Here is a 25,066-nt window from a genome sequence, read left to right on the forward strand (position 1 = left end):
TGGTTGGCTGATGGCCTGGTTAGTGGAGGCACAGGGCAATTCCGTCAAGAATATCGTGTTCGCTGGCCGTAGCCGTCACGATCCGGCCCGCGGTGAGTTCATTCAGCCGCTCGAGGATGCGCCGCCACACCAGTCCGCCGGCGCCCATAACGTCGACGCGGCCGGGGTGCATGTACGCCAGTTCGGCACGTTCTCCCCTGGTCATGTGGAGGAGGTCGGTGGCGGCTTCGGTGATGGTGCCGATGGGCAACTCCGTCCCGTGGATCGCCGCCGGTGAATACTCCGGAAGCCGCAGGGCATGGGCGGTGATGGTGGTGATCGAGCCGGCCACCCCGACGACGGCGGTGGTGCGTTCCAGGGGAACGTCCAGTCCCGCCAGGGTGATGGCGGCGTCGACGTCGGCTTCCGCGGCGGCGATTTGCTCCGGCGTGGGCGGATCGTCCTGTAGGTGCCGTTCGGTCAGTCGGACGCAGCCAACGTTCACGGACTTGGCGGCCGTGACACCGCCGGTGGTACCGAGGACGAACTCCGTGCTGCCGCCGCCGAGGTCAACTACCAGCACCTGCTCCCCGGCAAGGATGGGCAGGACGCTGCTGGCCCCGGCGAAGGACAGGGCGGCTTCTTCATCGCCCGAGATGACCTCAGGCTCAACGCCCAGCAGTTCCCGGATCCCGTCCACAAAGACCTGGCGGTTGCGCGCGTCCCGGCTGGCCGACGTTGCCACAAACCGGATGGACTCCGCGCCGTGCTTGCGGATCATTGCCGCGTAATCCGCTGTGGCCGCGAAGGTGCGCTCCAGCGCCTCAGGGGCAAGTTCGCCCGTTGCATCCACGCCCTCGCCCAGCCGGACAACCCGCATTTCCCGGACCACGTCGGTGAGCTTCGCTGTCCCGTTGCTGCGGTCGATATCGGCAATGAGCAGGCGCAGCGAGTTCGTGCCGCAGTCGATGGCGGCGACGCGGGTCATACCCCTGCTCCATCAGTGCCTGCGGTCTTGCGGACCGGAGCGGGCCGGCCCACGATCCCCGGCAGGCCCTGGGGTCCGTGGCGGCTGAGATCCTTCGACGGGGCCTCCCCCGCGGTGTCCCAGGCGCCGTCGCAATAACAACGGTCCGCGGTCCACCATTCGCTGATCCCGGCAATGGCCTCATCCCCCAGCGGATTCACACCGGGCCCGGCCGCGAGGGAGTGGCCCACCAGGACGTGGAGGCATTTGACCCGGGTGGGCATGCCGCCGGCCGAGACGCCGTCAATCTCCGGGACAGCGCCGATGCCGGAACGCTCGCCGATGGCCGCGCGGGCCCCGAGATAGTCCTCATGCGCCGCACGGTAGGCGGCCGCGAGCGGCTCATCGGCGCTCAGGCGTTCATTCATGTCGTTCATGAGCCCGGCAGCTTCCAGCCGGGAAACGGCGGAGGTGATCACGGGGTGCGTCAGATAGAACGTGGTGGGAAACGGTGTCCCGTTGCTCAGCCGCGGCGCCGTGGCGGCGACGAGGGGGTTGCCACAGACGCAGCGCGCCGGGATTTCCACCACATCGCGCACTGGCCTTCCCAACTGCCTGCTAAGTACTTCAAGATCGTGTGCTGATGGCTGGCGGGACTTCTCCGGCGCAGTCGCCGTGTTTTTTTCCACTGGCGCGGGCCATCCTTCCTCTAGCTGTTCAGTCTGTGGCCGCACGCCTGATGGACTCCCACAGGGAATCCACCCACGGCAGATCGGCGGGGTCTTGTGCTGCTGTGGCGGTCAGGCTACTGCTCGTTCCGGCCGGCAGTTCGCTGCCGAAGACCCAGTAGCCGGATTCACCCGGCATAACCATGTTAATGCGGTCCCGGGCCTGCTGTTTCACGTAGTTCGGATCCTGCCAACGCGAGATCTGCTGCCGCAGGCCGTCCTGCTCGGCCTGGCGGGCGGCAATATCGGCGCTAAGGGCAGCGAGTTCGGCGCGTTTGTCGAAGAAAATCTTCACGGTGGGTGCCAGCATGATGGTGATGGCAATCATGACCACGGCGAGTGCCAGCATGCGGCCGGAGAAGGCCTTGGCGGGCACCGGCTGGGTTTCATCGTGCGTGGTGTCAGGCTTCGGCGTCTTGCCCGCGGCCTGAACGCTGTGTCCGCTCCCCTGCCGTTTGGTGGCCGGGAGCCTGGTGTCCGATGCGGACGTTCCGGCGCTGGATGCCGGGCCGGTTGTGCCTTTGGTCCCGCCCTTTGCGCTGCCGGCCGTACCGCCAAAATCGGCGCGGATGACGCCGGCGTCTTTCGTGGCTGGGTCCGTGGTGGCCTGATGCCTCGAAGCGGCCTTGGGAACTTTGGGACGGCGGGTAGCCATGACACTCCTGAAACGTGCGGCCTGCCTCTGGCCGCAACTCTGCGCTTGATGCCGGCCCAATCAATGCCGACTAAAACAAAAACCGGTGGCTATGGTCTTTCAACCATAGCCACCGGTCAGAGGTTTACGCGGCTACTAGCCCTTGAAACGCGGGAAAGCGCTGCGGCCGGCATAGCGTGCGGCGTCGTCGAGTTCTTCTTCGATGCGCAGGAGCTGGTTGTACTTGGCAACGCGCTCGGAGCGTGCCGGGGCACCGGTCTTGATCTGGCCGGCGTTGGTGGCCACCGAGATGTCGGCGATGGTGGTGTCCTCGGTCTCGCCGGAGCGGTGCGAGGTGATGGTGGTGAAACCGGCGCGCTGGGCCAGGCTGACGGCGTCCAGCGTTTCGGTCAGTGAACCGATCTGGTTGACCTTGACCAGCAGCGAGTTGGCGGTCTTGGTGTCGATGCCGCGCTGCAGGATGGCCGGGTTGGTGACGAAGAGGTCATCGCCCACGAGCTGGACCTTGTCACCGATGCTGTCGGTGAGGGTCTTCCAGCCGTCCCAGTCGTTCTCATCCAGGGGATCCTCGATGGAAACCAGCGGGTAGTCGGCCACCAGCTCGGCGTAGTAGGCGCTCATCTCGGTGGCGGACAGTGCCTTGCCTTCGAACTGGTAGGCGCCGTCCTTGAAGAACTCGGAGGAGGCGACGTCCAGCGCCAAGGCGATGTCCTTGCCCGGGGTGTAGCCGGCGTTCGTGATGGCTTCCTGGATCAGATCCAGCGCAGCACGGTTGGACGGCAGGTTCGGCGCGAAGCCACCTTCGTCGCCCAGGCCGGTGGACAGGCCCTTGGCCTGCAGGACGGACTTGAGGTTGTGGTAGACCTCGACGCCCCAGCGGAGGCCCTCGGAGAAGGTCTCGGCGCCGATCGGAACGATCATGAATTCCTGGATGTCCACGTCGGAGTCGGCGTGGGAGCCACCGTTGAGGATGTTCATCAGCGGAACCGGCAGGACGTGGGCGTTGGGGCCGCCCAGGTACTTGTACAGCGGCAGGTCTGCTGAGGCGGCAGCCGCGTTGGCAACGGCCAGGGAAACGCCCAGGATGGCGTTGGCGCCGAGCTTGGCCTTGTTGGGGGTGCCGTCCAGGTCAATCATGGCCTGGTCGACGCTGCGCTGGTCGGTGGCGTCGAAGCCGGTCAGTGCCGGAGCGATCTGGTCGATGACAGCGTCAACGGCCTTCTGGACACCCTTGCCGAGGTAACGTCCCTTGTCTCCGTCACGGAGCTCTACAGCCTCATGCTCACCGGTGGAGGCACCTGAGGGTACTGCCGCGCGGCCGATCTGGCCATCGGAGAGCAGTACTTCAACTTCTACGGTCGGGTTTCCGCGGGAATCGAGGATTTCGCGGGCGTGGATGGCATCGATAAGCGCCATGGATGTGCTCCTTATGGGCGATTTTGGGGAACGAACAGCGGGAAAAAGCGTTAAATCTCGGACGTCCTCGTCAGGACCAAGCGTAGTCGAGAGTGGTGCAGGTTACGGAACCCTATCCATCACCCGGACGTCATGATGGCGACGCGAACTGGCGCCGGATGGCGCCCCGAAGGGCCCGTTCGGCGTCGAATCCCTTGGCACGTGCAGAGCCGACGACGGCGAGCAGCAGGTCGCCGAGCTCCTCCTCCGACGTTGCGGTTTCGACTGCCTCCGGTGATCGAGCCTGGGCCCACGACCGCAGGGTTCCCTGACCGAGCTTGCGAGGATAGGGAGCGGTTGGGGTGCGAGATCCGGCGCGCTCCGCGCGGTCAAGGAACTTCTGCGCCTTCGCCAGGGCCGGCAGGGCGTCCGGGATCCCTTCAAAGGGCCCCGTTCGCTCCGGACGTTCCGCAGTCTTCACGGCGTCCCACTTCCGGACAATCTCCGCCACCGAGGCAGGGAAGCTGTCCTGCAGCGTGCCGTCGGGCCGGAAGACGTGCGGATTGCGGCGGACCATTTTGGCACTAAGGCCGCGCGCCACGTCGTTGAACGTGAACGTGCCGCGCTCCTCGGCGAGCCGGGCGTGCAGCACCACCTGAAGCAGCACATCGCCCAGTTCGCCCCGGAGCTCGGCGTCATCCGCGCCGGTCTCAATGGTCTCGGCAACCTCGAAGGCCTCCTCCAGGAGGTACTCCACCAGCGAGGCGTGGGTGAGGGCGCCCATCCACGGGCAGTGATCGCGCAGCTGGGCTACGACAGCGACCAGCCGATCGATGGGAGCCTGCTCAGCCAAGGTTGTCGTAGGCGTCGTTGATGTACTCCACCAACGCTTCCTTCTCTTCAAGCGGCAGGAAGGATGCCTCGGCAGCGTTGAGCGTCAACTCCAGCAGATCGTCGAGGTCGTAGTCGAAGGTTTCCACGAGAAGCTCGAACTCGTCCGTCAGGGTGACGCCGCTCATCAGCCGGTTGTCGGTGTTGATGGTGACGTTGAAGCCCAGCTGGTACAGCATGTCCAGCGGGTGGCTCTCGATGCCTTCGCCGAAACCGGCGATCGCTCCGGTCTGGAGGTTGGACGACGGGCAAATCTCCAGGGCGATGCCGCGGTCGCGGATCCAGCTGGACAGGTCGCCCAGGGTGACCAGGCCGATGCTGTCCTCGTCGCTCACCGTGCTGTCGTCGTCTTCGTCGTCGAACTCCACCATGATGTCCTCGGCGATCCGGACGCCGTGGCCCAGGCGCAGCGCCCGGCCGTCAACGAGGGCGGACTGGATGCTTTCGAGTCCGGCGGCCTCGCCGGCGTGCACCGTCGCGGGGAAGTTGTGCTGGGCGAGGTAGGTGAAGGCGTCCTTGAACCGGGACGGGAGGAAGCCGTCTTCAGCTCCGGCGATGTCAAAGCCCACAGCGCCCTTGTTGCGGTGGCGGACAGCCAGTTCGGCGATTTCCTGGCCACGGTCTGCGTGGCGCATGGCGGTGATCAGCTGACCCACCTGGATTTCGCGGCCGCTTGCGGTCACGGCGTCCACGCCGGCTTCGAGGCCTTCCTGGACGGCTTCAACAACCTCGTCCAGGGACAGGCCCTTCTGGAGGTGCTGCTCCGGTGCCCAGCGCACTTCGCCGTACACCACGCCGTCGTCAGCGAGGTCCTCGACGAATTCCTGGGCGACGCGGATGAGGCCTTCCTTGGTCTGCATCACGGCGACTGTGTGGTCGAACGTCTCCAGGTAGCGGACCAGCGAGCCGGAGTCGGCGGATTCGCGGAACCACTCGCCCAGGGCAACCGGGTCGGTAGAGGGCAGAGTGTGGCCAACGGCCTCGGCCAGTTCGATGATGGTGGCTGGACGGAGACCACCGTCCAGGTGGTCGTGGAGCGAAACCTTAGGCAGGCTCTTCAGGTCGAAATCGATAGCAGGGGCAGCGTCAACAATAGGCTCAGTCACCTTCCAACCTTAGGGTCGGCAGGCGGCTTATGCCAGCCGCTACTTTCCGCGCTGCTCCGCCTCAGCCGGGGAGGACCCCAACAGCGGCGAAGCCGTGGTGTGCGCGGGCAGGGAACCTTCCGGGCCGCCGTCGAGCCATTCATCCACGGTTTCGGCGTCGTTGCGGGCCAGGTGCTTGTGCCACCAGCGCAGGAGGTGGTCGATCAGGATGCCCAGCACGATGGCGAACACCACCGCAATGCCTGCGCTGAGGAGCGGGTTGTCGTGGAGCCAGGGGAAGGAACTGGCCAGGATCCCGATGCCGATGGAGTACCCCACCCAGGTGATGCAGGCGAAGGCGTCCAGCAGGAAGAACCGGCGGTGCGCAAAGCCGGTACTGCCGGCCACATAGTTGACCGCCACCCGGCCCCAGGGAATGTAGCGCGCGGTGAAAATCAGGACGGCGCCGCGTTTTTCGAGTTCATACCGTGCCCAGCCAAAGGCCTTCTGCACTTTGGGCCGGCGCATCCACTTCCAGCGGTCAAGGCCGATCCTGCGGCCGAGCATAAAGGCCATGTTGTCACCGGCGATGGCACCGATCAGTGCTGTCGCGCCCAGGATCCAGAGGTTTGGTTCACCGCTGTGCCGGGAAAACGCGGCCAGCGCCACAATCAGCGTCTCGCTGGGAACCACCATGGCGAAGCCGTCAATGAAGAAGAACACAAGAAGGACCGGGTAGATCCACCATTGGCCCGCTGCATGGAGCACGGCCTCATTAATAAACTCCACGCGTGTCTTGCTCCTAGACGAAATGATGCAGCCGGAAGTGACGTAAATCGCTCTTCAGTGTCCCATGCCCTGGACCTCGCCCGCTACGCTCGGACGCCGCAACCCTAGGCTTCCGGATCCTTCAGCCGCTCCACCACAGGAACCTTTCCCCGGATGCGGTTAATGATCAGATCCACCGCGATTCCAAGGCCCACGGCGCAGACGATGGCGATGGTCGCGCCGAGCAGATGGTTGTTTTCAAACCACTGGCCGAAGAACAGCCCGATACCCACGGAGTAGGAGGCCCAGAGTGTGGCAGAGAGGACCGTCAGGCCAACGAAACGCAGGTGCGGATAGTGGGTCACGCCTGCGGTGAGGTTGACGGCAACCCTGCCGATAGGAATGAACCGCGCCACTAGGATGAGCGACGCCGGCCGTTTCCTGAGCTCGTCTCCTGCCCAGCGGAACGCACCTTGCATACGCGGTCCGCGCATCCAGTGCCAGCGCCGGGTACCCACCCGGCGCCCGATGAGGTAGGCGATGTTGTCGCCTGAGAAAGCGCCCAAGCCCGCAACGGCCATCAGCAGCCAGGGATTGGGGACGTCCGCGGTGGCGGCCACTGCGGCCAGGCCCACCACCACGGATTCGCTGGGGATAGGCGGGAAAAACCCGTCAATCAGGCAGCAGGCCAGCACAAGGAGGAGCACCCACGGCTGCCCGGCGGCAGCGAGGATGAATTCATTGATGGCCTGCATGGTCCCTATGCTATTCGGTCGATGATGAGCTGTTGCGCCGGGCGTGCCCCTTCCGGGGCGATCGTGACGGCGTGTTCAAGGGCTTCCTTGGCCCGCGCGAACTTCTCCGGCGTGTCCGTGAGCAGCGTCATGAGCGGCTCACCGGCACGGACCATGGCACCGGGCTTTGCGTGCATGCGGATCCCGGCACCGGCCTGGACGGCGTCTTCCTTACGGGCCCGACCCGCCCCGAGGCGCCACGCCGCAACGCCGACTGCCAAGGCATCGAGCCCAACCAGGACACCGTCGGCCGGGGCATAAATAACCTCGGATTCCTTGGCGACCGGCAGCTTGGCGCGCGGATCTCCGCCCTGCGCTTCGATCATCCGGTTCCAGACGTCCATGGCGCGGCCATCCTTCAAGGCGGCGCGCGGATCGGCGTCGTGGACGCCCGCGCAGGCCAGCATCTCTTCGGCCAGCCGGACGGTGAGTTCGACGACGTCCTCCGGGCCGCCGCCAGCCAGGACCTCCACGGATTCCTCCACTTCGATCGCGTTGCCCGCGGTGAGGCCGAGCGGGGTGCTCATGTTGGTCAGCAGCGCCACGGTGTTCACGCCCGCGTCCTTGCCGAGGGCCACCATGGTTTCGGCCAGTTCGCGTGCCCGGGCCTCGTCCTTCATAAAGGCTCCGCTGCCCACCTTGACGTCCAGGACCAGGGACCCTGTGCCTTCAGCGATCTTCTTACTCATGATCGAGGACGCGATCAGCGGGATCGCCTCCACCGTGCCGGTAACATCTCGAAGTGCGTAGAGCTTCTTGTCCGCCGGCGCCAGCCCCGCCCCTGCAGCGCAGATCACGGCGCCGATGTCCTGAAGCTGCGCCATCATTTCGTCGTTGCTCAGGGCCGCCCGCCAGCCGGGGATCGATTCCAGCTTGTCCAGGGTGCCGCCGGTGTGGCCAAGGCCGCGGCCGGACAGCTGCGGCACGGCCACGCCGAACACTGCCACCAAGGGTGCGAGCGGCAGCGTGATCTTATCTCCCACTCCCCCGGTGGAATGCTTGTCGCTGGTAGCCTTCACGCCGCCGTCGGGCCGCCGGAGGCCGCTGAAGTCCATCCGTTCCCCCGAGGCGATCATCGCGGCCGTCCAGCGCGAAATTTCGACGCGGTCCATGCCGTTGAGCAGAATGGCCATGTTCAACGCGGCCATCTGTTCGTCCGCGATGACCCCGCGGGTATAGGCGTCAATGGTCCAGTCGATCTGCTCAGGGCTGAGGACGCCCCGGTCCCGCTTGGTGCGGATGATGTCGACGGCGTCGAATGCCTCAGTTGCCTGTGTCACCTTTGGTCCTCCAGGTTTTGGGGACCAAATGCGTCGGGCAGCACCTGGTCCATGGTTTTGATGCCTTGGGTGGTCATAAGCTCCATGTCCGGCGCGCGGAATTCATAGAGAAGCTGTCGACAGCGGCCACACGGCATCAGCACGTTTCCGGCGGAGTCCACACAGTAAAAGGCGCGCAGCAACCCACCGCCGGTCATGTGCAGGTTTCCCACCAGTGCGCATTCAGCGCACAGGGTGAGCCCGTAGCTGGCGTTCTCCACGTTGCAGCCGCTGACCAGCCGCCCGTCCTCCGTGAAGGCCGCGGCCCCCACCGGGAACTTCGAATACGGGACGTAGGCCTTTTTCATGGCATCTACGGCCGCGGCTTCGAGGGCCCGCCAATCGACGCCGGCCGAGCCGGATCCGGTGGTTGAGCCCGGCAAAACCCGGTCCTGTTCCATGGCCGTCATCCCTTGACGTAAGGGATGCCGCTGGCGGCCGGTGGCCTGGACCGGCCCACCAGCCCGGCCACGGCCAGCACGGTGACCAGGTAGGGCAGCATGGCCATGAACTGGCTCGGCACCGGGGTTCCGATGATGGTCACGATGCTCTGCAGGTTGTCTGCGAAGCCGAACAGCAGAGCAGCGAAGAATGCCCCGATAGGATTCCAGCGTCCGAAGATCAGCGCGGCAAGTGCGATAAAGCCTCGTCCGCCGGAGATCTCCTTCGTGAAACTGTCGATGGCCACCAAGGTGAAGAACGATCCGCCGATGCCGGCGATGGCACCGCCCAGCGTCACGTTCCAAAAGCGCGTGGCGTTGACCTTAATGCCCATCGTGTCGGCGGCCTGCGGGTGTTCGCCCACAGCGCGGACCCGCAGGCCCCACTTGGTCTTGAACAGTCCAACCCAGACAACGATGACGGCAACGTACATCAGGTAGCCCACCACCGACTGCTTGAACAGGATAGGGCCGAGGATCGGGATTCCGGACAGGATAGGAATCTCCACGATGTCCAGGCCGGGCGGTGAGTTGAACTTGGCTTTGTCCGCCTGCATAACGGTACTGAACAGGAAGCCCGTGACGCCGGAAACCAGGACGTTGAGCACCACGCCGACAATGATCTGGTTGACCAGGTACTTGATGCTGAACACCGCGAGCACCATGGACACCGCCGCGCCGGCCACAGCGGCCGCGAGCAGGCCCACAAAGGGGTTCTGCGTAATGCTGGCCACGATTGCCGCGGTGAAGGCACCGCCCAGGAGCTGTCCTTCGATGGCGATGTTGACTACCCCGACCCGCTCGCACAGCACGCCGGACAAGGAGCCGAACACCAGCGGGACGGCCAGGGTGACCGAACCGGCGATGAGTCCGGCCAGCGAAATGCTGGGCGTGCGGGCACCTCCCACCACCCAGATGAGGAAGGCTGCCACAAACAGCACAGTAAAGGTGATGGTCAGCCAGGCCGGGGCCGGCCGGGCCTTGGTCTTCAAATAGACCGCATAGGCCGCCAGTCCAAGCATGAAGACCGAGAGGACGATGCCGCCCGGCATCGCAGGAACTTCAAGCGCGGGCAGTTGGAAAAAATCTCCGCCGGTGGAAATTCCGAACCTTGCGGTCTGCGCTGATCCCATCAGGCCAAAGAAAATAAATGCGACGAGTCCCAGTGCCGATAGGAGGACTGGGGTTTTCCAGAGCACCGGTTTGCCCGACGTTGCTTGGGCAACATCGGCCTCGGGCGCTGTTCCGGGCGTTCCGCGTCCCGGCAGGGGCGATGTTGCTGTTGCGCTCATGCTGCGCCTCCGGTGGTTGCTGCCTGGTGGGATTTTCCGGCCTTGGCCGGCTTCTTGCGGCGGGGGTTCAACCCGAAGACTGCCCGCACCAGCGGAGGTGCCGCAATAAAGAGGACAATCAGCGACTGGACCACCAGGACAATGTCGATGGGGGTTCCGGTCTGGATTTGCATCTGCACGGCACCGGCGCGGAAGGCGCCGAACAGCAGGCCGGCAGCGAAGGTGCCCCACGGCGTCGAACGTCCCAGCAGGGCCACCGTGATGGCGTCAAACCCGTACGTTGCCGCGACCCCATCCGTAAGGACCTTTTCCGTGCCCGCCACCTGGGCAACGCCCGACATTCCGGCGAGTGCGCCTGCTATTGCCATGACCAGGATGGTGGACCGCGAGACGTTGATTCCCGCGGTCAGCGCGGCCTTCGGGTTGGCCCCGACGGCCCGGAATTCAAAGCCGACGGTGGAGCGGTTCAGCAGCCACCACACCAGGACGGTGGCCGCTATGGCCAGGACAAAGCCAAGGTGCAGGCGGTACTGGGAGCCGAAAATCTGGGGGTAGATCGCGGTGGGATCCAGGATGGGCGAGATCGGGTTGGACTCCCCCGGGCGTTGGAATGCCGGCGTGTTCAGCAGGTACCGTAGGAAATAGAGCGCGATGTAGTTGAACATGATGGTCAGGATGACTTCGTGGGCACCTGTCCGGGCTTTGAGAAGGCCAACCAGGCCGCCCCAGAGGGCACCGCCTACGATGCCTGCAACCAGCACCAGCAGCAGGTGCAGGCCCAGGGGAAGGTGCAGGGCAAAACCGACCCAGGCCGCCAGGATGCCGGCCATGATGATCTGCCCTTGGGCACCAATGTTGAACAGGCCCGCCCGGAACGCGAGGGCGACGCCCAGGCCGGCCGTGATGAGCGGCGTGGCGATGGTGAGAGTCTCCATCAGCGGCGCGAACTGGACGGCCAGGCTGGAACCTCTGGGGTTGAAGACGGATCCCTGGAACAACGCCACATAGGACCGGGTGGCAGCATCCCAGACGGCAGAGAGAAAATCGGTGGGCCGGGCGAAAAGGTATGCCGAGGTGGCGCTGACGCGCTCGTCCGTGGCTGCAATCAGCAGCCCGCCGATCACGAGTGCCAGTAGCACGGCCAGGAGTGAGACCATGCCGCTGCCGGTGAAAATCTTCCGGACCAGCGTGTCCGGCCCGCCGGGCAGCTTTCCGCTTTGGGCGCTGGCGGGTACGGCTGAAGGGCGGATGGCACCACCGGCCGTGTCCACGGCCACCACTGCGGCGGTTTCTTCCGCCGCCGTGCTGGGCTCGTGCGGTTTCGCATGCTGGTCCGCATGCTTAGGGAGACGCTCTTCAGGCATGATCGCCTCCTTCGGCGCTGGCGGTTCCGCGGCTTTCTGCGGCGGTGGAGTCAGTCTTGTCGGCGGCTGACGTGTCAGGGCCGGTCTTGTATGCGCTCGTCTTGTCTGCGCTGGCAGCATCTTCCGGTGAGATGCCGGCCATCATCAGGCCCAGGACGTCGCGTCCGGTTCCTGCGGGAACGATTCCTACCAGCTTGCCCTTGTAGAGCACGGCGATGCGGTCGGCCAGTTCCATGACCTCATCCAGTTCGGTGGAGATGATCATGACGGGCGTGCCCTGGTCCCGTTCCGCGACGATCCGCTTGTGCAGGAACTCAATGGACCCCACATCCACGCCGCGGGTGGGCTGCGACGCGATGAAGAGGCGCAGCGGCCGGGACAGCTCCCGTGCCATGACCACCTTCTGCTGGTTGCCTCCCGACAGGGTGCCGGCGGCCAGCAGGCCCGACGTCGTCCGCACGTCGAACTCATCGATCCGCGATTTCGCGTTCTCCAGGACCTTTGCCGGGCTCATACTGATGCCCTTGGCAAACGGCGGCTGATCGTAACGGTCAAGGATCAGGTTTTCGGCGATCGAGAACGTGCCGATGAGGCCATCAACAGACCGGTCTTCCGGGACGAAGCCGACGCCGGCGTTAAGGACGTCCTTCACGCTGCGGCCCACGAGCTCCACGTTGTCCAGGAGAATGGAGCCCTGCACGCGCTCCTGCAGACCAAGGATGGCTTCGGTCAGTTCAGTCTGGCCATTGCCTTGGACTCCCGCGACGGCCAGGATCTCTCCGCGCGCAATGTCGAAGCTGATGCCGTCCACGGTGTGCTGCCCGTTCGGAGCAATGACTGTGAGGTCCTTGACCTGGAAAGTCTTCTCCTTGGGGCTGGCGGAGGCTTTGTCGAGCGTGAGGCTGACGGCGCGGCCCACCATCATGGAGGCCAGCTCCGCGGTGGAGTCGCCGGGATCGGCGGAGCCCACAACTTTGCCGCGCCGGATCACGGTGATGGTGTCCGAGACAGCTTTCACTTCACGCAGCTTGTGCGAGATGAAGACAATCGAGGTGCCGTTGGACTTGAGCTGGCGCATGATGTCCAGCAGTTCGTCCGTTTCCTGGGGCGTCAGCACTGCCGTGGGCTCATCCAGGATCAGTACCCTGGCGTCGCGGACCAATGCTTTGATGATTTCCACGCGCTGCTGGACACCCACGGGGAGGTCCTCCACCAGGGCGTCGGCATCGACGTCGAACCCGTAGCGGTCAGAAATCTGTTTGATCTTGCGCCTGGTATCTTCCAGGTTGAGGAAGCCGCCGGCCTTGGTGGTCTCGGCTCCAAGGGCCACGTTCTCGGCAACGGTGAACACAGGAACCAGCATGAAGTGCTGGTGCACCATGCCGATCCCGGCCGCCATGGCGTCGCCGGGCCCGCGGAAGGAAACCGGTTTGTCGTCGATGAGGATCTCGCCCTCAGAGGGCTCGTAGAGCCCATACAGCACATTCATCAGGGTGGACTTGCCGGCCCCGTTCTCGCCCAGCAGACAGTGGATCTGTCCGGGTTCAACCACCACGTCAATGTGATCGTTGGCGAGCAGGGAGCCGAAGCGTTTGGTGATCCCTTTGAGTTCAAGTTTCAAAACTCTGACCAATCTCGAAGCGTCCGTACATGAACCGGACGGGATATGAGGCTGCAGCACCAGCCTAGTGCCTGCGGCCCCGGGTGGGCGGTAGCGCAGAGGCATGCATTGCAACGCAAAGCGCCACCTCCCGGGCAGTCGATGACCATCCGGGGGTGGCGCTGAGCGAGGATGACTATGCCTTGGGACTTGCCGCTGACTCGACCTTCAGCTTGCCGTCGACGATGTCCTTCTTGAGCTGGTCCAGCTCGGACTTCAGATCGGCAGAAACCTGGGAATCGAAGCTGTGGAACGGTGCCAGCTGCACGCCCTCGTTCGACAGCGTGCCAACGTAGGGTGTGTTGGTGAACTTGCCTTCTTTGTCTTCCTTCACCACGCTCTCAACGGCCTCGCCCATGAGCTTCATGACCGAGGACAGCATGATGTCCTTGTATTCCGGTGCAGTCAGGAAGCCGTCGGAGTCAACCCAGATCATCTTGACGTCCTTGCCGGCCGCCTTTGCTTCGTTCAGGGCTGCGCCGGCACCCTTGCCCACCGGACCAGCGACTGGCATCACGATGTCCGCACCCTGGTCCAGGAAGTTCTGGGTGAGCTGCTTGCCGACGTCCTGCTTTTCGAAGTCACCGGTAAAGGAGCCGTCCTGTGCGGCCTTGTCCCAGCCAAGGACCTTGACGCTGGTGCCCTTCTTCTCGTTGTAGTGCTTCACGCCGTCGGCGTAGCCGTCCATGAAGATGGTGACCGTGGGGATCTTGATGCCGCCGAAGGTGGCCACGGTTCCGGTCTTGGTGGTGCCTGCAGCGAGGTAACCGGCCAGGAAGGCAGCCTGGGCGGTGTCGTAGATGATGGGCTTGACGTTGCTGATGGGCGGGTCGTAGCCGAAGTCGACGATGGCGAAGTGGCTGCCCGGGTTTGCCGCGGCCTGGGTCTTGGTAGCGTCACCAAGCAGGAAGCCGATGGTCAGGGTGAGGTCGCAGTTGGCGGCAACCATGGCACGGAGGTTCGGCTCGAAGTCGTTGTTGGTCTTGGACTCGACCTGGTTGACCTTGATGCCCAGGTCAGCTTCGGCCTTCTTCAGGCCCTCGTACGAGGACTGGTTGAACGACTGGTCATCGAATCCGCCGGAGTCGGAGACGATGCAGCCCGTGTAGTCGGTGGCCGTCGCGCTGGGGCTGCCGGCTTCGGGAGGCGCACCGCAACTGGTCAACAGGAGTGCAGTAGCACCCATGGTGGCCACGCTTGCAACTGAACCGCGCTTGAGGTGTGCACGCAGTGATGTCTTCAAGATTCCTCCAGGATGAAGAGAGATGCGCTACGACGTGAATGCAATGAGTGTCTGTTTCAACCCTGAAATTCTGTTTTCACTGACGGTCCGCAGCACTGCGCCGAAGCGCGCTGATAGAACCAACATTAGTGGCCTGCAGCACATCGGCTACCACATTGGAGCCGGATCCTGAAGATTGTTGAGAATTTGTTACCAACCAGTAGATGGCGACAGGCGGCCGCCCTCCCCTTAAGCGCGAACGGACACGTGAGGCCGCCGGGCGGGGGGCTCTCAAGTGTCCGTTCGCGCCGGAAGGAGCGGTTAGAGGTGCACCAGCATCTTGCCGGTGTTCGCGCCTTCGAGCAGATCCATGAAGGCCTGGGGCGCATTTTCCAGCCCGTCCACCACGGTCTCGTCATACCGGACCGAACCGTCCCCAAGCCAGGCTGACATCTTCCCGAAGAATTCAGCGTTGTGCTGGCGCTGCCCGCTCACCAGGAACCCGCGGAGCGTTAGCTGCTTACCGATGGCGAGTGCCAGGTTACGCGGAGCGGGTGTAGGTTCCGTGGAGTTGTACTGGGCGATCGCGCCGCACATGGCCACGCGGCCGCCCACGTTGAGTTCGGCCAGGGCGGCCTCCAGGTGATCGCCGCCCACGTTATCGAAATACACGTCAATACCCGCGGGTCCTGCGGCCTGCTTGAGCTGTTCACGGACGGGAGCGTCCCGGTAGTTGAAGGCGGCATCAAAGCCCAGTTCCAGGAGCCGCTTTACCTTCTCCGGGGTCCCCGCGCTGCCGATGACACGGGAGGCGCCCATGGCCTTCGCGACTTGGCCAACAAGTGAACCCACAGCGCCCGCGGCACCGGAAACGAACACGGCATCGCCGCGCTTGAATTCCGCAACCTTCAGCAGGCCGGCGTAGGCCGTCAGGCCGGTCATGCCCAATGCGCCAAGGAACGCCGACGCCGGCGCAAGGTCCGTGCGGGCAACCCGGGTTGCGTCTGCGTCCAGTACGGCATATTCCCGCCAGCCCAGTTGATGGACGACGGCGTCCCCCACCTTCCGCCCCTCGGCCCTGGACGCGATAACCTCACCGATAGCGCCGCCGTCGAGCGCTGCATCCAGAGCGAACGGCGCCGAGTACGACTTGACGTCGTTCATGCGGCCGCGCATGTAGGGGTCTACGGAGATGTAGAGGTTGCGGACGAGGATCTGGCCGTCCTGAAGCTCCGGCAGCGGTGACTCTGCCAGCCGGAAGTTTTCGGGAACGGGACGCCCTACCGGACGTGAGACCAGGCGGATTTCCCGGGTGGATGTTGGAAGCGCCGTCGTCAGGCTCACGCTGCGAACTCCAGGATCTTGATGTCCACGGTCATGTTTCCGCGGGTGGCGTTGGAATAGGGGCAGATCTGGTGCGCTTTGGCCACCAGGGACTCGGCCGTGGCGAAATCCAGGGCCGGAACCGCGACCTCCAGTTCAGCCGCGAGGCCGTAGCCCACGCCGTCGTTCAGCGCGCCAAAGTGGATCTTGGCCGCCACGGCTGAATCGGTCAGGTCTGCACGCTCCTTGCGCCCCACGAGGCGGAGCGCCGAGTGGAAGCAGGCCGCGTAGCCGGCGGCAAAAAGCTGCTCCGGGTTGGTGCCCTGGCCATCACCGCCCAGCTCCACGGGGCTGGCCAGGCTGACATCCAGCTTGCCGTCGTTGGTGCGGGCGTTGCCGTCCCGGCCTTCGCCGGAAGCCAGGGCCTCGGCAGTGTAGAGAGTCTTCATATGTGGTCCGTCCTGTTGGATGTGGATAACGGAAAATCTTGGTGGCTCAGTGCGCGCGGTGAAGTGCTTCGGTGAGCCTTTCCAGAGTGGTGCGAAGCTGGTCCAGCTCATCGGCTGACAACCCTGCGGCGTCCGCAAGGTGCCGTGGAATCCCGCTGGCCTTGCTGCTGAGCGAGCGTCCGGCCGGCGTCAGGTGGACTGCAACACGGCGCTCATCCTCACCGGACCGGCGGCGCTCCACGAGCCCCATGGCTTCAAGGCGCTTGAGCAGCGGCGACAGCGTGCCGGAGTCAAGGCCCAGCTCCTCGCCGAGCTCCTTGACTCCCTTCGGCTCGGATTCCCAGAGGACCAGCATCACCAGATACTGCGGGTACGTCAGGCCGAGGTCGTCCAACACGGGGCGGTAGACCGCCGTTGCCGCGCGGGAGGCGGAGTACAGGGCAAAACACACCTGTCGGTCGAGGCGGGGGGCTTCAGTCATGCCTTATACGCTAGTCCACAATTCAATTGTCCACAACTTATCTGGTCAAAGAGACGCGCGAACGGGCAGCTAATACCCACAAAACCGGGATTTGAAGGTATTAGCTGCCAGTTCGCGCGGGGGTGCGGGTGCTAGAGGTCGCGGATTGTCCGCAGGGCTGCTGCCGTGAGGACCTGGATGCCCAGGCCAAGGGCGCGTTCGTCCAGGATGTAGTCACCGCGGTGCAGGTCATACTCTTCGCCGCCCGGGGTCTTGGTGCCCAGGCGCATCATCGCGCCGGGACGCTCAGCCAGGAACCAGGCGAAGTCCTCGCCGCCCATGGACTGCGGCGTCAGCACTACGGCGCCCTCACCAATTTCGGCGCGGGCTGCGGCCTCAATGAGCGCAGTCTCGTGCTCCGAGTTGACCACCGGCGGCACTCCCCTGGTGTGTTCCAGATGGACGTCCACACCATAAGGCGCGGCCACCTGCTGCACCACCTCGTCCAAAAGCTCGCCGGCATCATGCCAGGCGTCGCGGTCAAGACAGCGCATCGTGCCGGCCATGTAACCCGTGCCGGGAATGGCGTTGGGTGCCGATCCGGCATTGATCTGTCCCCAAACCACGGATACCCCGCTACGGACATCCACCCTGCGGGACAGCACGGCGGGGACGTTGACAGCGATCTGCGCCAGCGCGAACACCAGGTCCTCAGTGAGGTGCGGCCGGGACGTGTGGCCGCCGCGGCCGCTCAGTTCGATCTTGATCGTGTCCGAAGCGGACGTAATTGCGCCGATGCGCGTACCGATGCGTCCGACGTCGATCCTCGGGTCACAATGCAGCGCAAAGATGCGCGGCACACCCTCCAGGACGCCCTGCTCGATGCAGGAAAGCGCGCCCCCGGGCATGGTTTCCTCAGCCGGCTGGAAGATAATCCGGACGGACCCGCCCAGCGGTGACTCCTGGTGCATGCCCTGCAGGACCAGGGCAACGCCGAGCATGGTGGCGGTATGGACATCGTGGCCGCACGCATGCGTGACGCCATGGTTCTTTGAGGCAAACGGCAAGCCGGTTTCCTCAATGATGGGCAGGGCGTCAATATCGCCGCGGAGCGCAGAGGCGATCGGGCCGGCGCCGATATCGACGGTGAGGCCGGTGCCTTCAAGCCGCCGAGGGGTCAGCCCGGCGGCTTCGAGCCGCTCCACCAGCTTGTCCGTGGTGCGGAATTCCTTGAAGGAAAGCTCGGGGTGCGCGTGCAGATCCCGGCGGAAGTCGATCAGCTCCGGCAGGAGTGGTTCCAACCATGGCCGCACTAATGCGGTGGGCTCGGCTTCAGTAGTGTAATTACGCACTCATTTACTCTAGCGAGCGTCCACGGAATAGCGTCATCACGGCGGGCGCGTTACAGAGTGTGCCGCGCCACGAGCTACAGAACGTCAGTGTCGCCACTGGCCTTGAGCGCGTCAACGGCTCCCTTGACCCGCTGCGCATGCTGCTTGGTGGTCACTAGCAGGGCATCGCCCGTATCAACGATTACCACGTCCTTGATGCCGATCAGGGCGATAACGCGCTTCGTGTCCGAAACCACCACACCGCTGGCGTTTTCGGTGAAAACCCGGGCGCCTTCACCGATAACGGTGACGTCATCGACTTCCCGCGCACTGTTGAGCCGGCCCACGGAAGCGAAGTCCCCGACGTCGTCCCAGCCGAAAGTGCCTGGCACAACGGCCACGTCGCCAGCGGCGGCGGCAGGCTCGGCCACCGCATAGTCAATGGCGATCTTGGGCAGTGTGGGCCAGATGCGGGCTGTGACGGCATCGCGTTCGGGAGTGTCCCAGGCCTGGGCGATCTCCCGCAGGCCCTTGAACAGCTCCGGCTGGTTGGCCTCAAGGTGCCTCAGCATCAAGGCAACGGGAGCCACGAACATTCCCGCGTTCCAGACATACTCACCGCTGTCCACATACTGCTGGGCAACTTCCTCGTCCGGCTTCTCCACGAACTCCACCACGGCCTGGGCGCTGGGCGCACCGTCGATGTGGAGTTCCGCGCCGGCGCGGATGTAGCCGAAGCCGGTGGACGGGTGGGTCGGCTTGATGCCGATGGTCACGATCTTGCCGGCGGCGGCCGTGTGGATGGCCTCGCGGACAGCCTGTTGGAAGAGATGGTCCGGACTGATGACCTGGTCAGCGGCGAAGGATCCCATGATGGTGTCCGGGTCGCGCTCGTAGAGGATGGCGGCAGCCAGGCCGATGGCGGCGCCGGAATCCTTGGGCTCGCTCTCCAGGACCAAGTCAGCCTCCTGGACCTCGGGCAGCTGACGGCAGACGGCGGCCCGATGTGCAGTGCCGGTCACCACAAGGACCCGCCTGCCTGCCAGCGGCTCCAGGCGGTCGTAGGTGGCGCGCAGCAAAGTGCTGCCGGACCCCGTGAGGTCATGAAGGAATTTGGGAGCTGCTGCGCGCGACAGGGGCCAGAGGCGGGTCCCCACTCCGCCTGCCGGAATCACCGCAATAAAGCGGTTCAGGGGTGAATCCGGGCTTGTCACTTTGTCTGTACTCATCACGGCTACTTTAGCTGACGAGCCGTAAACTGCCCTTTCGGAACCCTCCGCCAACTCCCGCGGGCGCGCCATGATGTGGTGTTCGTCTCATATGCAGGCAAAACGCAGGCATTGCGGGGTCACCAAGGAGTTCCTAAATTGAATAAGCTGTGAGCGAAGCCTAGATTTAGGCCTGAGCTACGAGTTGCTCTCGCAGCAGGCGTTCCCCCCGCGTGGATCTCATGCCAGCGCCGCTGTGTTGCAGGGAGGTTTATCAGTGCCGACAAAACCAGCTGGCACCTTGTACCGCGGCCGTGAAGGCATGTGGTCCTGGGTAGGACACCGGATTACCGGTGTAGTGATCTTTTTCTTCTTGTTGGTCCATGTGCTGGACACCTCATTGGTGCGTGTGTCCCCCGAGGCCTACACGGCTGTTATCGGTGCCTACAAGAACCCCCTCATGGCCCTGGGTGAAACGGGCCTGGTTGCCGCGATCGTCTTCCACGCCTTTAACGGGCTGCGGATCATCGCCGTCGACTTCTGGAAGAAGGGCGCCAAGTACCAGCGCCAGATGCTGTGGACCGTCCTGGCCCTGTGGGTAATTGTTATGGTCGGCTTCTCCATCCGCCACCTTTCCCTCGCCTTTGGAGGTCACTAAGCCATGACTGCAACGATCGAAAGCCCACGCAGTGGGAAAAACAGTAGCGGCAAGATCTCCCCCCAGTACCGCCGCACGGGCGCAAGCCGGGGCAACTTCGAAATGCTCGCCTGGCTGTTCATGCGCCTGTCCGGCGTAGTGCTGGTGGTGCTCATCTTCGGGCACCTCTTCGTAAACCTCCTGGTGGGCGAAGGCATCCACGCCATCGACTTCGGCTTCGTCGCCGGCAAGTGGGCTGACCCGTTCTGGCAGATCTGGGACCTCGCCATGCTGTGGCTGGCCATGCTGCACGGCACCAACGGCGTACGCACCATCATCAACGACTACGCCGAGAAGGATTCCACCCGTCTCTGGCTCAAGATCGTCCTCTACGCGGCCACCACCGTGATCATCGTCCTTGGCACCCTGGTGATCTTCACCTTCAACCCGTGCCCCGTGATTGACGGTGTTCCGCTGCCCGGCGGCTTCTGCCCCGCGTAGCCCGTTCATCCGCTGCCCGCGGTGAGCCGCAGGCTGTATTTGGCGGTGCAGGCAACGCCCGCCCCTTGTTTTATAGCGAATTTTGAGAGAAAGAGCGCCCAAGTATGCAGGTCCATAAGTACGACGTCGTCATCGTCGGTGCCGGTGGCGCTGGCATGCGCGCCGCGATCGAGTCCGGTCAGCGCGCGCGCACAGCAGTACTGACCAAGCTCTACCCCACCCGCTCGCACACCGGTGCGGCGCAGGGTGGTATGTGTGCGGCCCTTGCCAATGTCGAAGAAGACAACTGGGAATGGCACACGTTCGACACCATCAAGGGCGGCGACTACCTGGTTGACCAGGACGCCGCCGAGGTCATGGCGAAGGAAGCCATCGACGCCGTGCTTGACCTGGAGAAGATGGGCCTGCCGTTCAACCGCACGCCCGAGGGCCGGATCGACCAGCGACGCTTCGGTGGCCACACCCGCGACCACGGCAAGGCACCCGTCCGCCGTGCCTGCTACGCAGCAGACCGCACCGGCCACATGATCCTGCAGACCCTGTACCAAAACTGCGTAAAGCACAACGTGGAGTTCTACAACGAGTACTACGTCCTGGACCTCCTGACGGTCGAGGAAGACGCTGTCCGCGAGGACGGCACGCCGTACAAGCAGAAGCGTGTTGCCGGCGTCGTGTCCTATGACCTCGCCTCCGGTGAGCTGCACGTGTTCCAGGCCAAGTCCGTGATCTTCGCTTCGGGCGGCGCCGGCAAGGTCTTCAAGACCACCTCCAACGCCCACACCCTGACAGGTGACGGAATGGGCATCGCGTTCCGCCGTGGCATCCCACTGGAAGACATGGAGTTCTTCCAGTTCCACCCAACAGGCCTCGCCGGCCTGGGCATCCTGCTTTCCGAAGCCGCACGCGGCGAGGGCGCCATCCTGCGTAACTCCGAGGGTGAGCGCTTCATGGAGCGCTACGCCCCCACCATCAAGGACCTCGCACCGCGTGACATCGTGGCCCGCTCCATGGCCAACGAAGTCCGTGAAGGCCGCGGCTGCGGCCCGAATAAGGACTACGTCCTCCTGGACCTGACCCACCTGGAGCCGGCGCACATCGATGCCAAGCTCCCGGACATCACCGAGTTCGCCCGCACCTACCTGGGTGTGGAACCGTACACGGAACCGGTTCCGGTGTTCCCCACGGCGCACTACGCCATGGGCGGCATCCCCACCAACATCACCACCGAAGTCCTGCAGGACAACGACACCGTCATCCCGGGCCTTTACGCCGCCGGCGAGGTCGCCTGCGTTTCTGTCCACGGCTCCAACCGCCTGGGCACCAACTCACTGCTGGACATCAACGTGTTCGGCAAGCGCGCCGGCATCGCCGCCGCGGAGTACGCCAAGTCTGCTGACTTCGTGGACCTTCCGGAGGACCCGGAGGCTTATACCATCGAGCTGCTGGACATTGCCCGCAACGGCAACGGCGACGAGAAGGTGGCTGTGATCCGCAAGGAACTCCAGGACACCATGGACGCCAACATGCAGGTTTTCCGCACCGCTGACACGCTGAACCAGGTCCTGAAGGACATCGAGTCCTTCGAGGAGCGGTACAAGCGCATCAGCGTCCAGGACAAGGGCAAGCGCTTCAACCTGGACCTGCTCGAGGCCGTTGAGCTGGGCTTCCTGCTGGAACTGGCCAAGGTCATGACCGTGGCCGCCCTGCACCGTGAGGAATCCCGCGGCGGACATTTCCGCGAGGACTTCCCGGAACGCGACGACGAAAAATTCATGAAGCACTCCATGGCGTACAAGGATGACCACGCCCCGGCCGACGGCACCGCGGGGACCGCGGAAACAACAGCCGGAATCCGTCTGGGCACCAAACCGGTTGTCTTTACTCGCTACGAGCCGATGGTGAGGAAGTACTAAGATGACCGCTGAACTTGCTGAGCCAGCCTCCAAGATCGAACTGCCCGCACACATCGGAGGCGGCGGAGAGATCCCCACGTTCGACGTCACCCTGCGCGTCCGCCGTTACAACCCTGAGGTGTCCGAGGACGCCACGTGGGACGACTTCAAGGTGACCATGTACGGCACCGACCGCGTGCTGGACGCCCTGCACAAGGTCAAGTGGGAAATTGACGGCAGCGTTTCGTTCCGCCGTTCCTGCGCCCACGGTGTCTGCGGTTCCGATGCCATGCGCATTAACGGCCGTAACCGCCTTGCCTGCAAGACGCTCCTGAAGGACTTGGACACCACCAAGCCCATCACCGTTGAGCCCATCAAGGGCCTGCCGGTGGAGAAGGACCTGATCGTGGACATGGAGCCGTTCTTCCAGTCCTTCCGCGAAGTCATGCCGTTCCTGATCAACAAGGGCCACGAGCCCACCAAGGAACGCCTGCAGTCTGCCGAGGACCGTGAGCGTTTCGACGACACCACCAAGTGCATCCTCTGCGCGGCGTGCACGTCCTCCTGCCCGGTGTTCTGGACCGATGGCCAGTACTTCGGCCCGGCGGCGATCGTCAACGCGCACCGCTTCATCTTCGATTCCCGTGATGATGCCGGCGACATGCGCCTGGAAATCCTGAACGACAAGGAAGGCGTGTGGCGTTGCCGCACTACCTTCAACTGCTCCGAAGCATGCCCCCGCGGCATCCAGGTGACCCAGGCAATTGCCGAAGTCAAGCAGGCAATTCTCTCCCGTAAGATCTAATTCAGGTTCTTGCTTACGACGGCGTCACCCACCTTAGGTGGGATGGGCGCCGTCGTTGTTTAACACCTGACGGCACCAACGAAAGCAGCACGCGATGTCCCGCTCCGAAAAAGTCAGCTTCGAAGGTTCCACCGGCGAGCTCCTGTCAGGCATCATCGACGTCCCGGAGGGGCCGGTACGTGGCTGGGGAGTGTTCTCCCACGGCTTCACCCTGGGCAAGGACAGCCCCTCGGCCTCCCGGATGTGCAAGGCTCTGGCTGACACCGGGATCGGCATGCTCCGCTTCGACAACCTGGGGCTCGGCGACTCCGCGGGCTATTGGTCGGAGGGCTCCTTCAGCCACAAGGTGGCCGACACCGTGAAGGCCGCCGAGTTCATGCGCGCCCAGGGCAAACCCATCTCCCTGCTGGTGGGCCACTCCTTCGGCGGGGCCGCCGTACTGTCCGCGGCCCGCCAGATCCCGGAGCTCGACGCCGTCGCAACAGTAGGTGCCCCGTTCTCACCTAAACACGTGGCCCACGTCTTCGACACTGCACTGGACAAGATCCTCAGCGAGGGCAGCGCGGAAGTGGACCTCGGCGGGAAACGCGTGGAGATCCGGAAACACTTTGTGGAGGACCTGCAGAACGCGGACCTCACGGACTGCATCCGGCAGCTGCACAAGCCGCTGATAGTGCTCCACTCCCCCACGGACAACACTGTGGGCATTGAGAACGCCAGCAGCATCTTCCAGACGGCCCGCCATCCGCGGAACTTCGTCTCACTCGAAGGCAGCGACCACCTGCTGACCGGCAAGGGCCAGGCAGCCCGGGCCGCCAGGATTATTTCTGCCTGGGCCGACCAATACCTCGACGCCGGGCAGTAGCCGCGGCGCCTGCCCGGTCCTTGTCGCCGCGCCCCTCCATCGGTACCTTGCCCGGCTGGATCTGGCGTGAGCCCCACCCGGCCTTCTCGTGCCCCCCAGGAACGCTGCGCAGGTCCCCTTCACGGATCGCGGACCAGCTGGCGCACACGAGGTAGACCTGGCTGACCAGGTTGAACCAAATCAGCAAGCCGATGATGATGGCAAACGGTGCCAGGATGGGATTCCGGCCCGCCCCGACGAGCAGTTCGGCACTGAAGACCTGCAGCGCAGCCGTCCCGACTCCGGCGAGGATGGTGCCTTCCAGGAGCGCCTGTCTGGACAGCTTCAGGCCCCCGGCCAGGCGGAACATGATGAACGCCGTAACCCAGTTGAGCGTCAAGGGGACACCGATTTTGATGACAGTGGTCAGCGGCCCTGCAACTGACTCTTCCAACTGCAAAAAATCCTTGACCCAGCCTGCGGCGGTTCCAAACACGAGGGAGGCTCCGGCGCTGATCACCAAAGCAACGGCCAAGAGGAGGAGTGTGCCGGCGTCGCGCAGTTTCAGGACAATCGGATTGATCTTCCGGGGCGGGAGCTGCATCACGCCACGAAGGCCGTCCCGCAGGGCAGCGATCCAGCCCAGCGACGTTACGATCGTGACTACTGCCGCAATCACTGCCGTCCAGCCGAGACCGTCAGGGTTGAGCAGGTCCCGGGGATCCACCAGGCCCTCCCCGCCATCCACTTTCAGCAGCCCGGGAGCACTCTGCGCCACGCTGCCGATAATGGTGTCCAGCAGGACGGGCTGGCCCCGCAGCACCAACCCGGCGATGGAAAAACCCGTAGCCAACAGGCCGGTGATGGAGAAGAACATCCGGAAGCCGATGCCGGCGCTCATCAGCGGACCGTGCTGGAGGTTGTAGTGATGCCAGGCACGCATAGGCCGGAAGGCATTCAGCCGCGCGAGGAGCAACTGGAACATCGCCAGCAGGCTGGCCACCGGGCCGCCGTCGGACCTCTTGGCTTTGCCCCACTCCGTCCGCTTCTGGATGAC

25 protein-coding genes are annotated in these 25,066 nt (G+C 64.3%); 5 read left to right on the forward strand and 20 right to left on the reverse strand.

The window, feature by feature from the left end:
• Window positions 1-19: 19 nt before the first annotated feature.
• The 19 genes from ACZYZ4_RS10915 to ACZYZ4_RS11005 all read right to left on the reverse strand — a co-directional run bounded on the left by ACZYZ4_RS10915 (window position 20) and on the right by ACZYZ4_RS11005 (window position 19,351).
• Window positions 20-967: a Ppx/GppA phosphatase family protein gene (locus ACZYZ4_RS10915; protein ID WP_463860750.1), complete on the reverse strand. Its 948-nt coding sequence runs from the start codon at window positions 965-967 to the stop codon at window positions 20-22.
• Window positions 964-1,635, reverse strand: coding sequence for a DUF501 domain-containing protein (locus ACZYZ4_RS10920; protein WP_463860752.1), 672 nt, complete (start codon window positions 1,633-1,635; stop codon window positions 964-966). Before ACZYZ4_RS10920 ends, ACZYZ4_RS10915 begins: the two co-directional genes overlap by 4 nt.
• Window positions 1,636-1,663: 28 nt before the next feature.
• Entirely contained in the window at window positions 1,664-2,329 is a 666-nt protein-coding gene (locus ACZYZ4_RS10925) for an FtsB family cell division protein (RefSeq protein ID WP_463860754.1), read from the reverse strand.
• A gap of 135 nt (window positions 2,330-2,464) precedes the next feature.
• Window positions 2,465-3,745: a phosphopyruvate hydratase gene (gene eno, locus ACZYZ4_RS10930; RefSeq protein WP_463860756.1), complete on the reverse strand. Its 1,281-nt coding sequence runs from the start codon at window positions 3,743-3,745 to the stop codon at window positions 2,465-2,467.
• A 130-nt stretch (window positions 3,746-3,875) separates the two neighbouring features.
• The gene (locus ACZYZ4_RS10935) at window positions 3,876-4,508 is read right to left on the reverse strand and encodes a MazG nucleotide pyrophosphohydrolase domain-containing protein (RefSeq protein ID WP_463860835.1); all 633 of its coding nucleotides are present in this window, start codon (window positions 4,506-4,508) and stop codon (window positions 3,876-3,878) included.
• Between the two features lie 61 nt (window positions 4,509-4,569).
• Window positions 4,570-5,721, reverse strand: coding sequence for an adenosine deaminase (locus ACZYZ4_RS10940; RefSeq protein ID WP_463860758.1), 1,152 nt, complete (start codon window positions 5,719-5,721; stop codon window positions 4,570-4,572).
• 39 nt (window positions 5,722-5,760) lie between these two features.
• On the reverse strand, window positions 5,761-6,489 hold the full coding sequence (locus ACZYZ4_RS10945) for a DedA family protein (protein ID WP_463860759.1): 729 nt from the start codon (window positions 6,487-6,489) through the stop codon (window positions 5,761-5,763).
• A gap of 104 nt (window positions 6,490-6,593) precedes the next feature.
• Window positions 6,594-7,223, reverse strand: a complete 630-nt coding sequence (locus ACZYZ4_RS10950) for a DedA family protein (protein ID WP_463860761.1) — start codon at window positions 7,221-7,223, stop codon at window positions 6,594-6,596.
• 5 nt (window positions 7,224-7,228) lie between these two features.
• Complete coding sequence (locus ACZYZ4_RS10955) at window positions 7,229-8,542, reverse strand: thymidine phosphorylase (RefSeq protein ID WP_463860763.1); 1,314 nt, start codon at window positions 8,540-8,542, stop codon at window positions 7,229-7,231.
• Window positions 8,539-8,982: a cytidine deaminase gene (locus tag ACZYZ4_RS10960; RefSeq protein WP_463860837.1), complete on the reverse strand. Its 444-nt coding sequence runs from the start codon at window positions 8,980-8,982 to the stop codon at window positions 8,539-8,541. The genes ACZYZ4_RS10955 and ACZYZ4_RS10960 overlap by 4 nt, the downstream gene beginning before the upstream one ends.
• A gap of 5 nt (window positions 8,983-8,987) precedes the next feature.
• Window positions 8,988-10,313 carry an ABC transporter permease gene (locus ACZYZ4_RS10965; protein WP_463860765.1) on the reverse strand — a complete coding sequence of 442 codons (1,326 nt, stop codon included), beginning with the start codon at window positions 10,311-10,313 and terminating at the stop codon, window positions 8,988-8,990.
• On the reverse strand, window positions 10,310-11,677 hold the full coding sequence (locus ACZYZ4_RS10970) for an ABC transporter permease (protein ID WP_463860767.1): 1,368 nt from the start codon (window positions 11,675-11,677) through the stop codon (window positions 10,310-10,312). The genes ACZYZ4_RS10965 and ACZYZ4_RS10970 overlap by 4 nt, the downstream gene beginning before the upstream one ends.
• A complete protein-coding gene (locus ACZYZ4_RS10975) occupies window positions 11,670-13,298 on the reverse strand; it encodes an ABC transporter ATP-binding protein (RefSeq protein WP_463860769.1) in 1,629 nt (542 codons plus the stop codon). The genes ACZYZ4_RS10970 and ACZYZ4_RS10975 overlap by 8 nt, the downstream gene beginning before the upstream one ends.
• Window positions 13,299-13,473: 175 nt before the next feature.
• Entirely contained in the window at window positions 13,474-14,580 is a 1,107-nt protein-coding gene (locus tag ACZYZ4_RS10980) for a BMP family lipoprotein (protein ID WP_463860771.1), read from the reverse strand.
• Window positions 14,581-14,880: 300 nt separating this feature from the next.
• Window positions 14,881-15,897, reverse strand: a complete 1,017-nt coding sequence (locus ACZYZ4_RS10985) for an NADP-dependent oxidoreductase (protein ID WP_463860839.1) — start codon at window positions 15,895-15,897, stop codon at window positions 14,881-14,883.
• A 2-nt stretch (window positions 15,898-15,899) separates the two neighbouring features.
• Entirely contained in the window at window positions 15,900-16,331 is a 432-nt protein-coding gene (locus ACZYZ4_RS10990) for an organic hydroperoxide resistance protein (RefSeq protein ID WP_463860773.1), read from the reverse strand.
• A gap of 46 nt (window positions 16,332-16,377) precedes the next feature.
• Window positions 16,378-16,812: a MarR family winged helix-turn-helix transcriptional regulator gene (locus tag ACZYZ4_RS10995; RefSeq protein ID WP_463860775.1), complete on the reverse strand. Its 435-nt coding sequence runs from the start codon at window positions 16,810-16,812 to the stop codon at window positions 16,378-16,380.
• A 131-nt stretch (window positions 16,813-16,943) separates the two neighbouring features.
• Window positions 16,944-18,143, reverse strand: coding sequence for an amidohydrolase (locus ACZYZ4_RS11000; RefSeq protein WP_463860776.1), 1,200 nt, complete (start codon window positions 18,141-18,143; stop codon window positions 16,944-16,946).
• Window positions 18,144-18,217: 74 nt separating this feature from the next.
• Window positions 18,218-19,351, reverse strand: coding sequence for a mannose-1-phosphate guanylyltransferase (locus ACZYZ4_RS11005; RefSeq protein ID WP_463860778.1), 1,134 nt, complete (start codon window positions 19,349-19,351; stop codon window positions 18,218-18,220).
• Window positions 19,352-19,607: 256 nt separating this feature from the next.
• On the opposite strand from ACZYZ4_RS11005, the gene sdhC reads away from it, so the two are divergent.
• From sdhC to ACZYZ4_RS11030, 5 genes are all read left to right on the forward strand, one after another.
• Entirely contained in the window at window positions 19,608-19,988 is a 381-nt protein-coding gene (sdhC, locus tag ACZYZ4_RS11010; protein WP_463860780.1) for a succinate dehydrogenase, cytochrome b556 subunit, read from the forward strand.
• Window positions 19,989-19,991: 3 nt separating this feature from the next.
• Complete coding sequence (locus ACZYZ4_RS11015; RefSeq protein WP_463860782.1) at window positions 19,992-20,468, forward strand: succinate dehydrogenase hydrophobic membrane anchor subunit; 477 nt, start codon at window positions 19,992-19,994, stop codon at window positions 20,466-20,468.
• Window positions 20,469-20,572: 104 nt separating this feature from the next.
• Window positions 20,573-22,381 (forward strand): succinate dehydrogenase flavoprotein subunit, encoded by a 1,809-nt coding sequence (sdhA, locus tag ACZYZ4_RS11020; protein WP_463860784.1) that lies wholly within the window; start codon window positions 20,573-20,575, stop codon window positions 22,379-22,381.
• A gap of 1 nt (window position 22,382) precedes the next feature.
• On the forward strand, window positions 22,383-23,165 hold the full coding sequence (locus ACZYZ4_RS11025) for a succinate dehydrogenase iron-sulfur subunit (protein WP_058929685.1): 783 nt from the start codon (window positions 22,383-22,385) through the stop codon (window positions 23,163-23,165).
• A gap of 94 nt (window positions 23,166-23,259) precedes the next feature.
• On the forward strand, window positions 23,260-24,030 hold the full coding sequence (locus tag ACZYZ4_RS11030) for an alpha/beta hydrolase family protein (protein ID WP_463860787.1): 771 nt from the start codon (window positions 23,260-23,262) through the stop codon (window positions 24,028-24,030).
• On the opposite strand, the gene ACZYZ4_RS11035 is transcribed toward ACZYZ4_RS11030, so the two are convergent.
• Window positions 23,987-24,994: a YihY/virulence factor BrkB family protein gene (locus tag ACZYZ4_RS11035; RefSeq protein ID WP_463860841.1), complete on the reverse strand. Its 1,008-nt coding sequence runs from the start codon at window positions 24,992-24,994 to the stop codon at window positions 23,987-23,989. The genes ACZYZ4_RS11030 and ACZYZ4_RS11035 overlap by 44 nt on opposite strands.
• Window positions 24,995-25,066: the final 72 nt, after the last annotated feature.

This window comes from Pseudarthrobacter adonitolis (assembly GCF_055412845.1).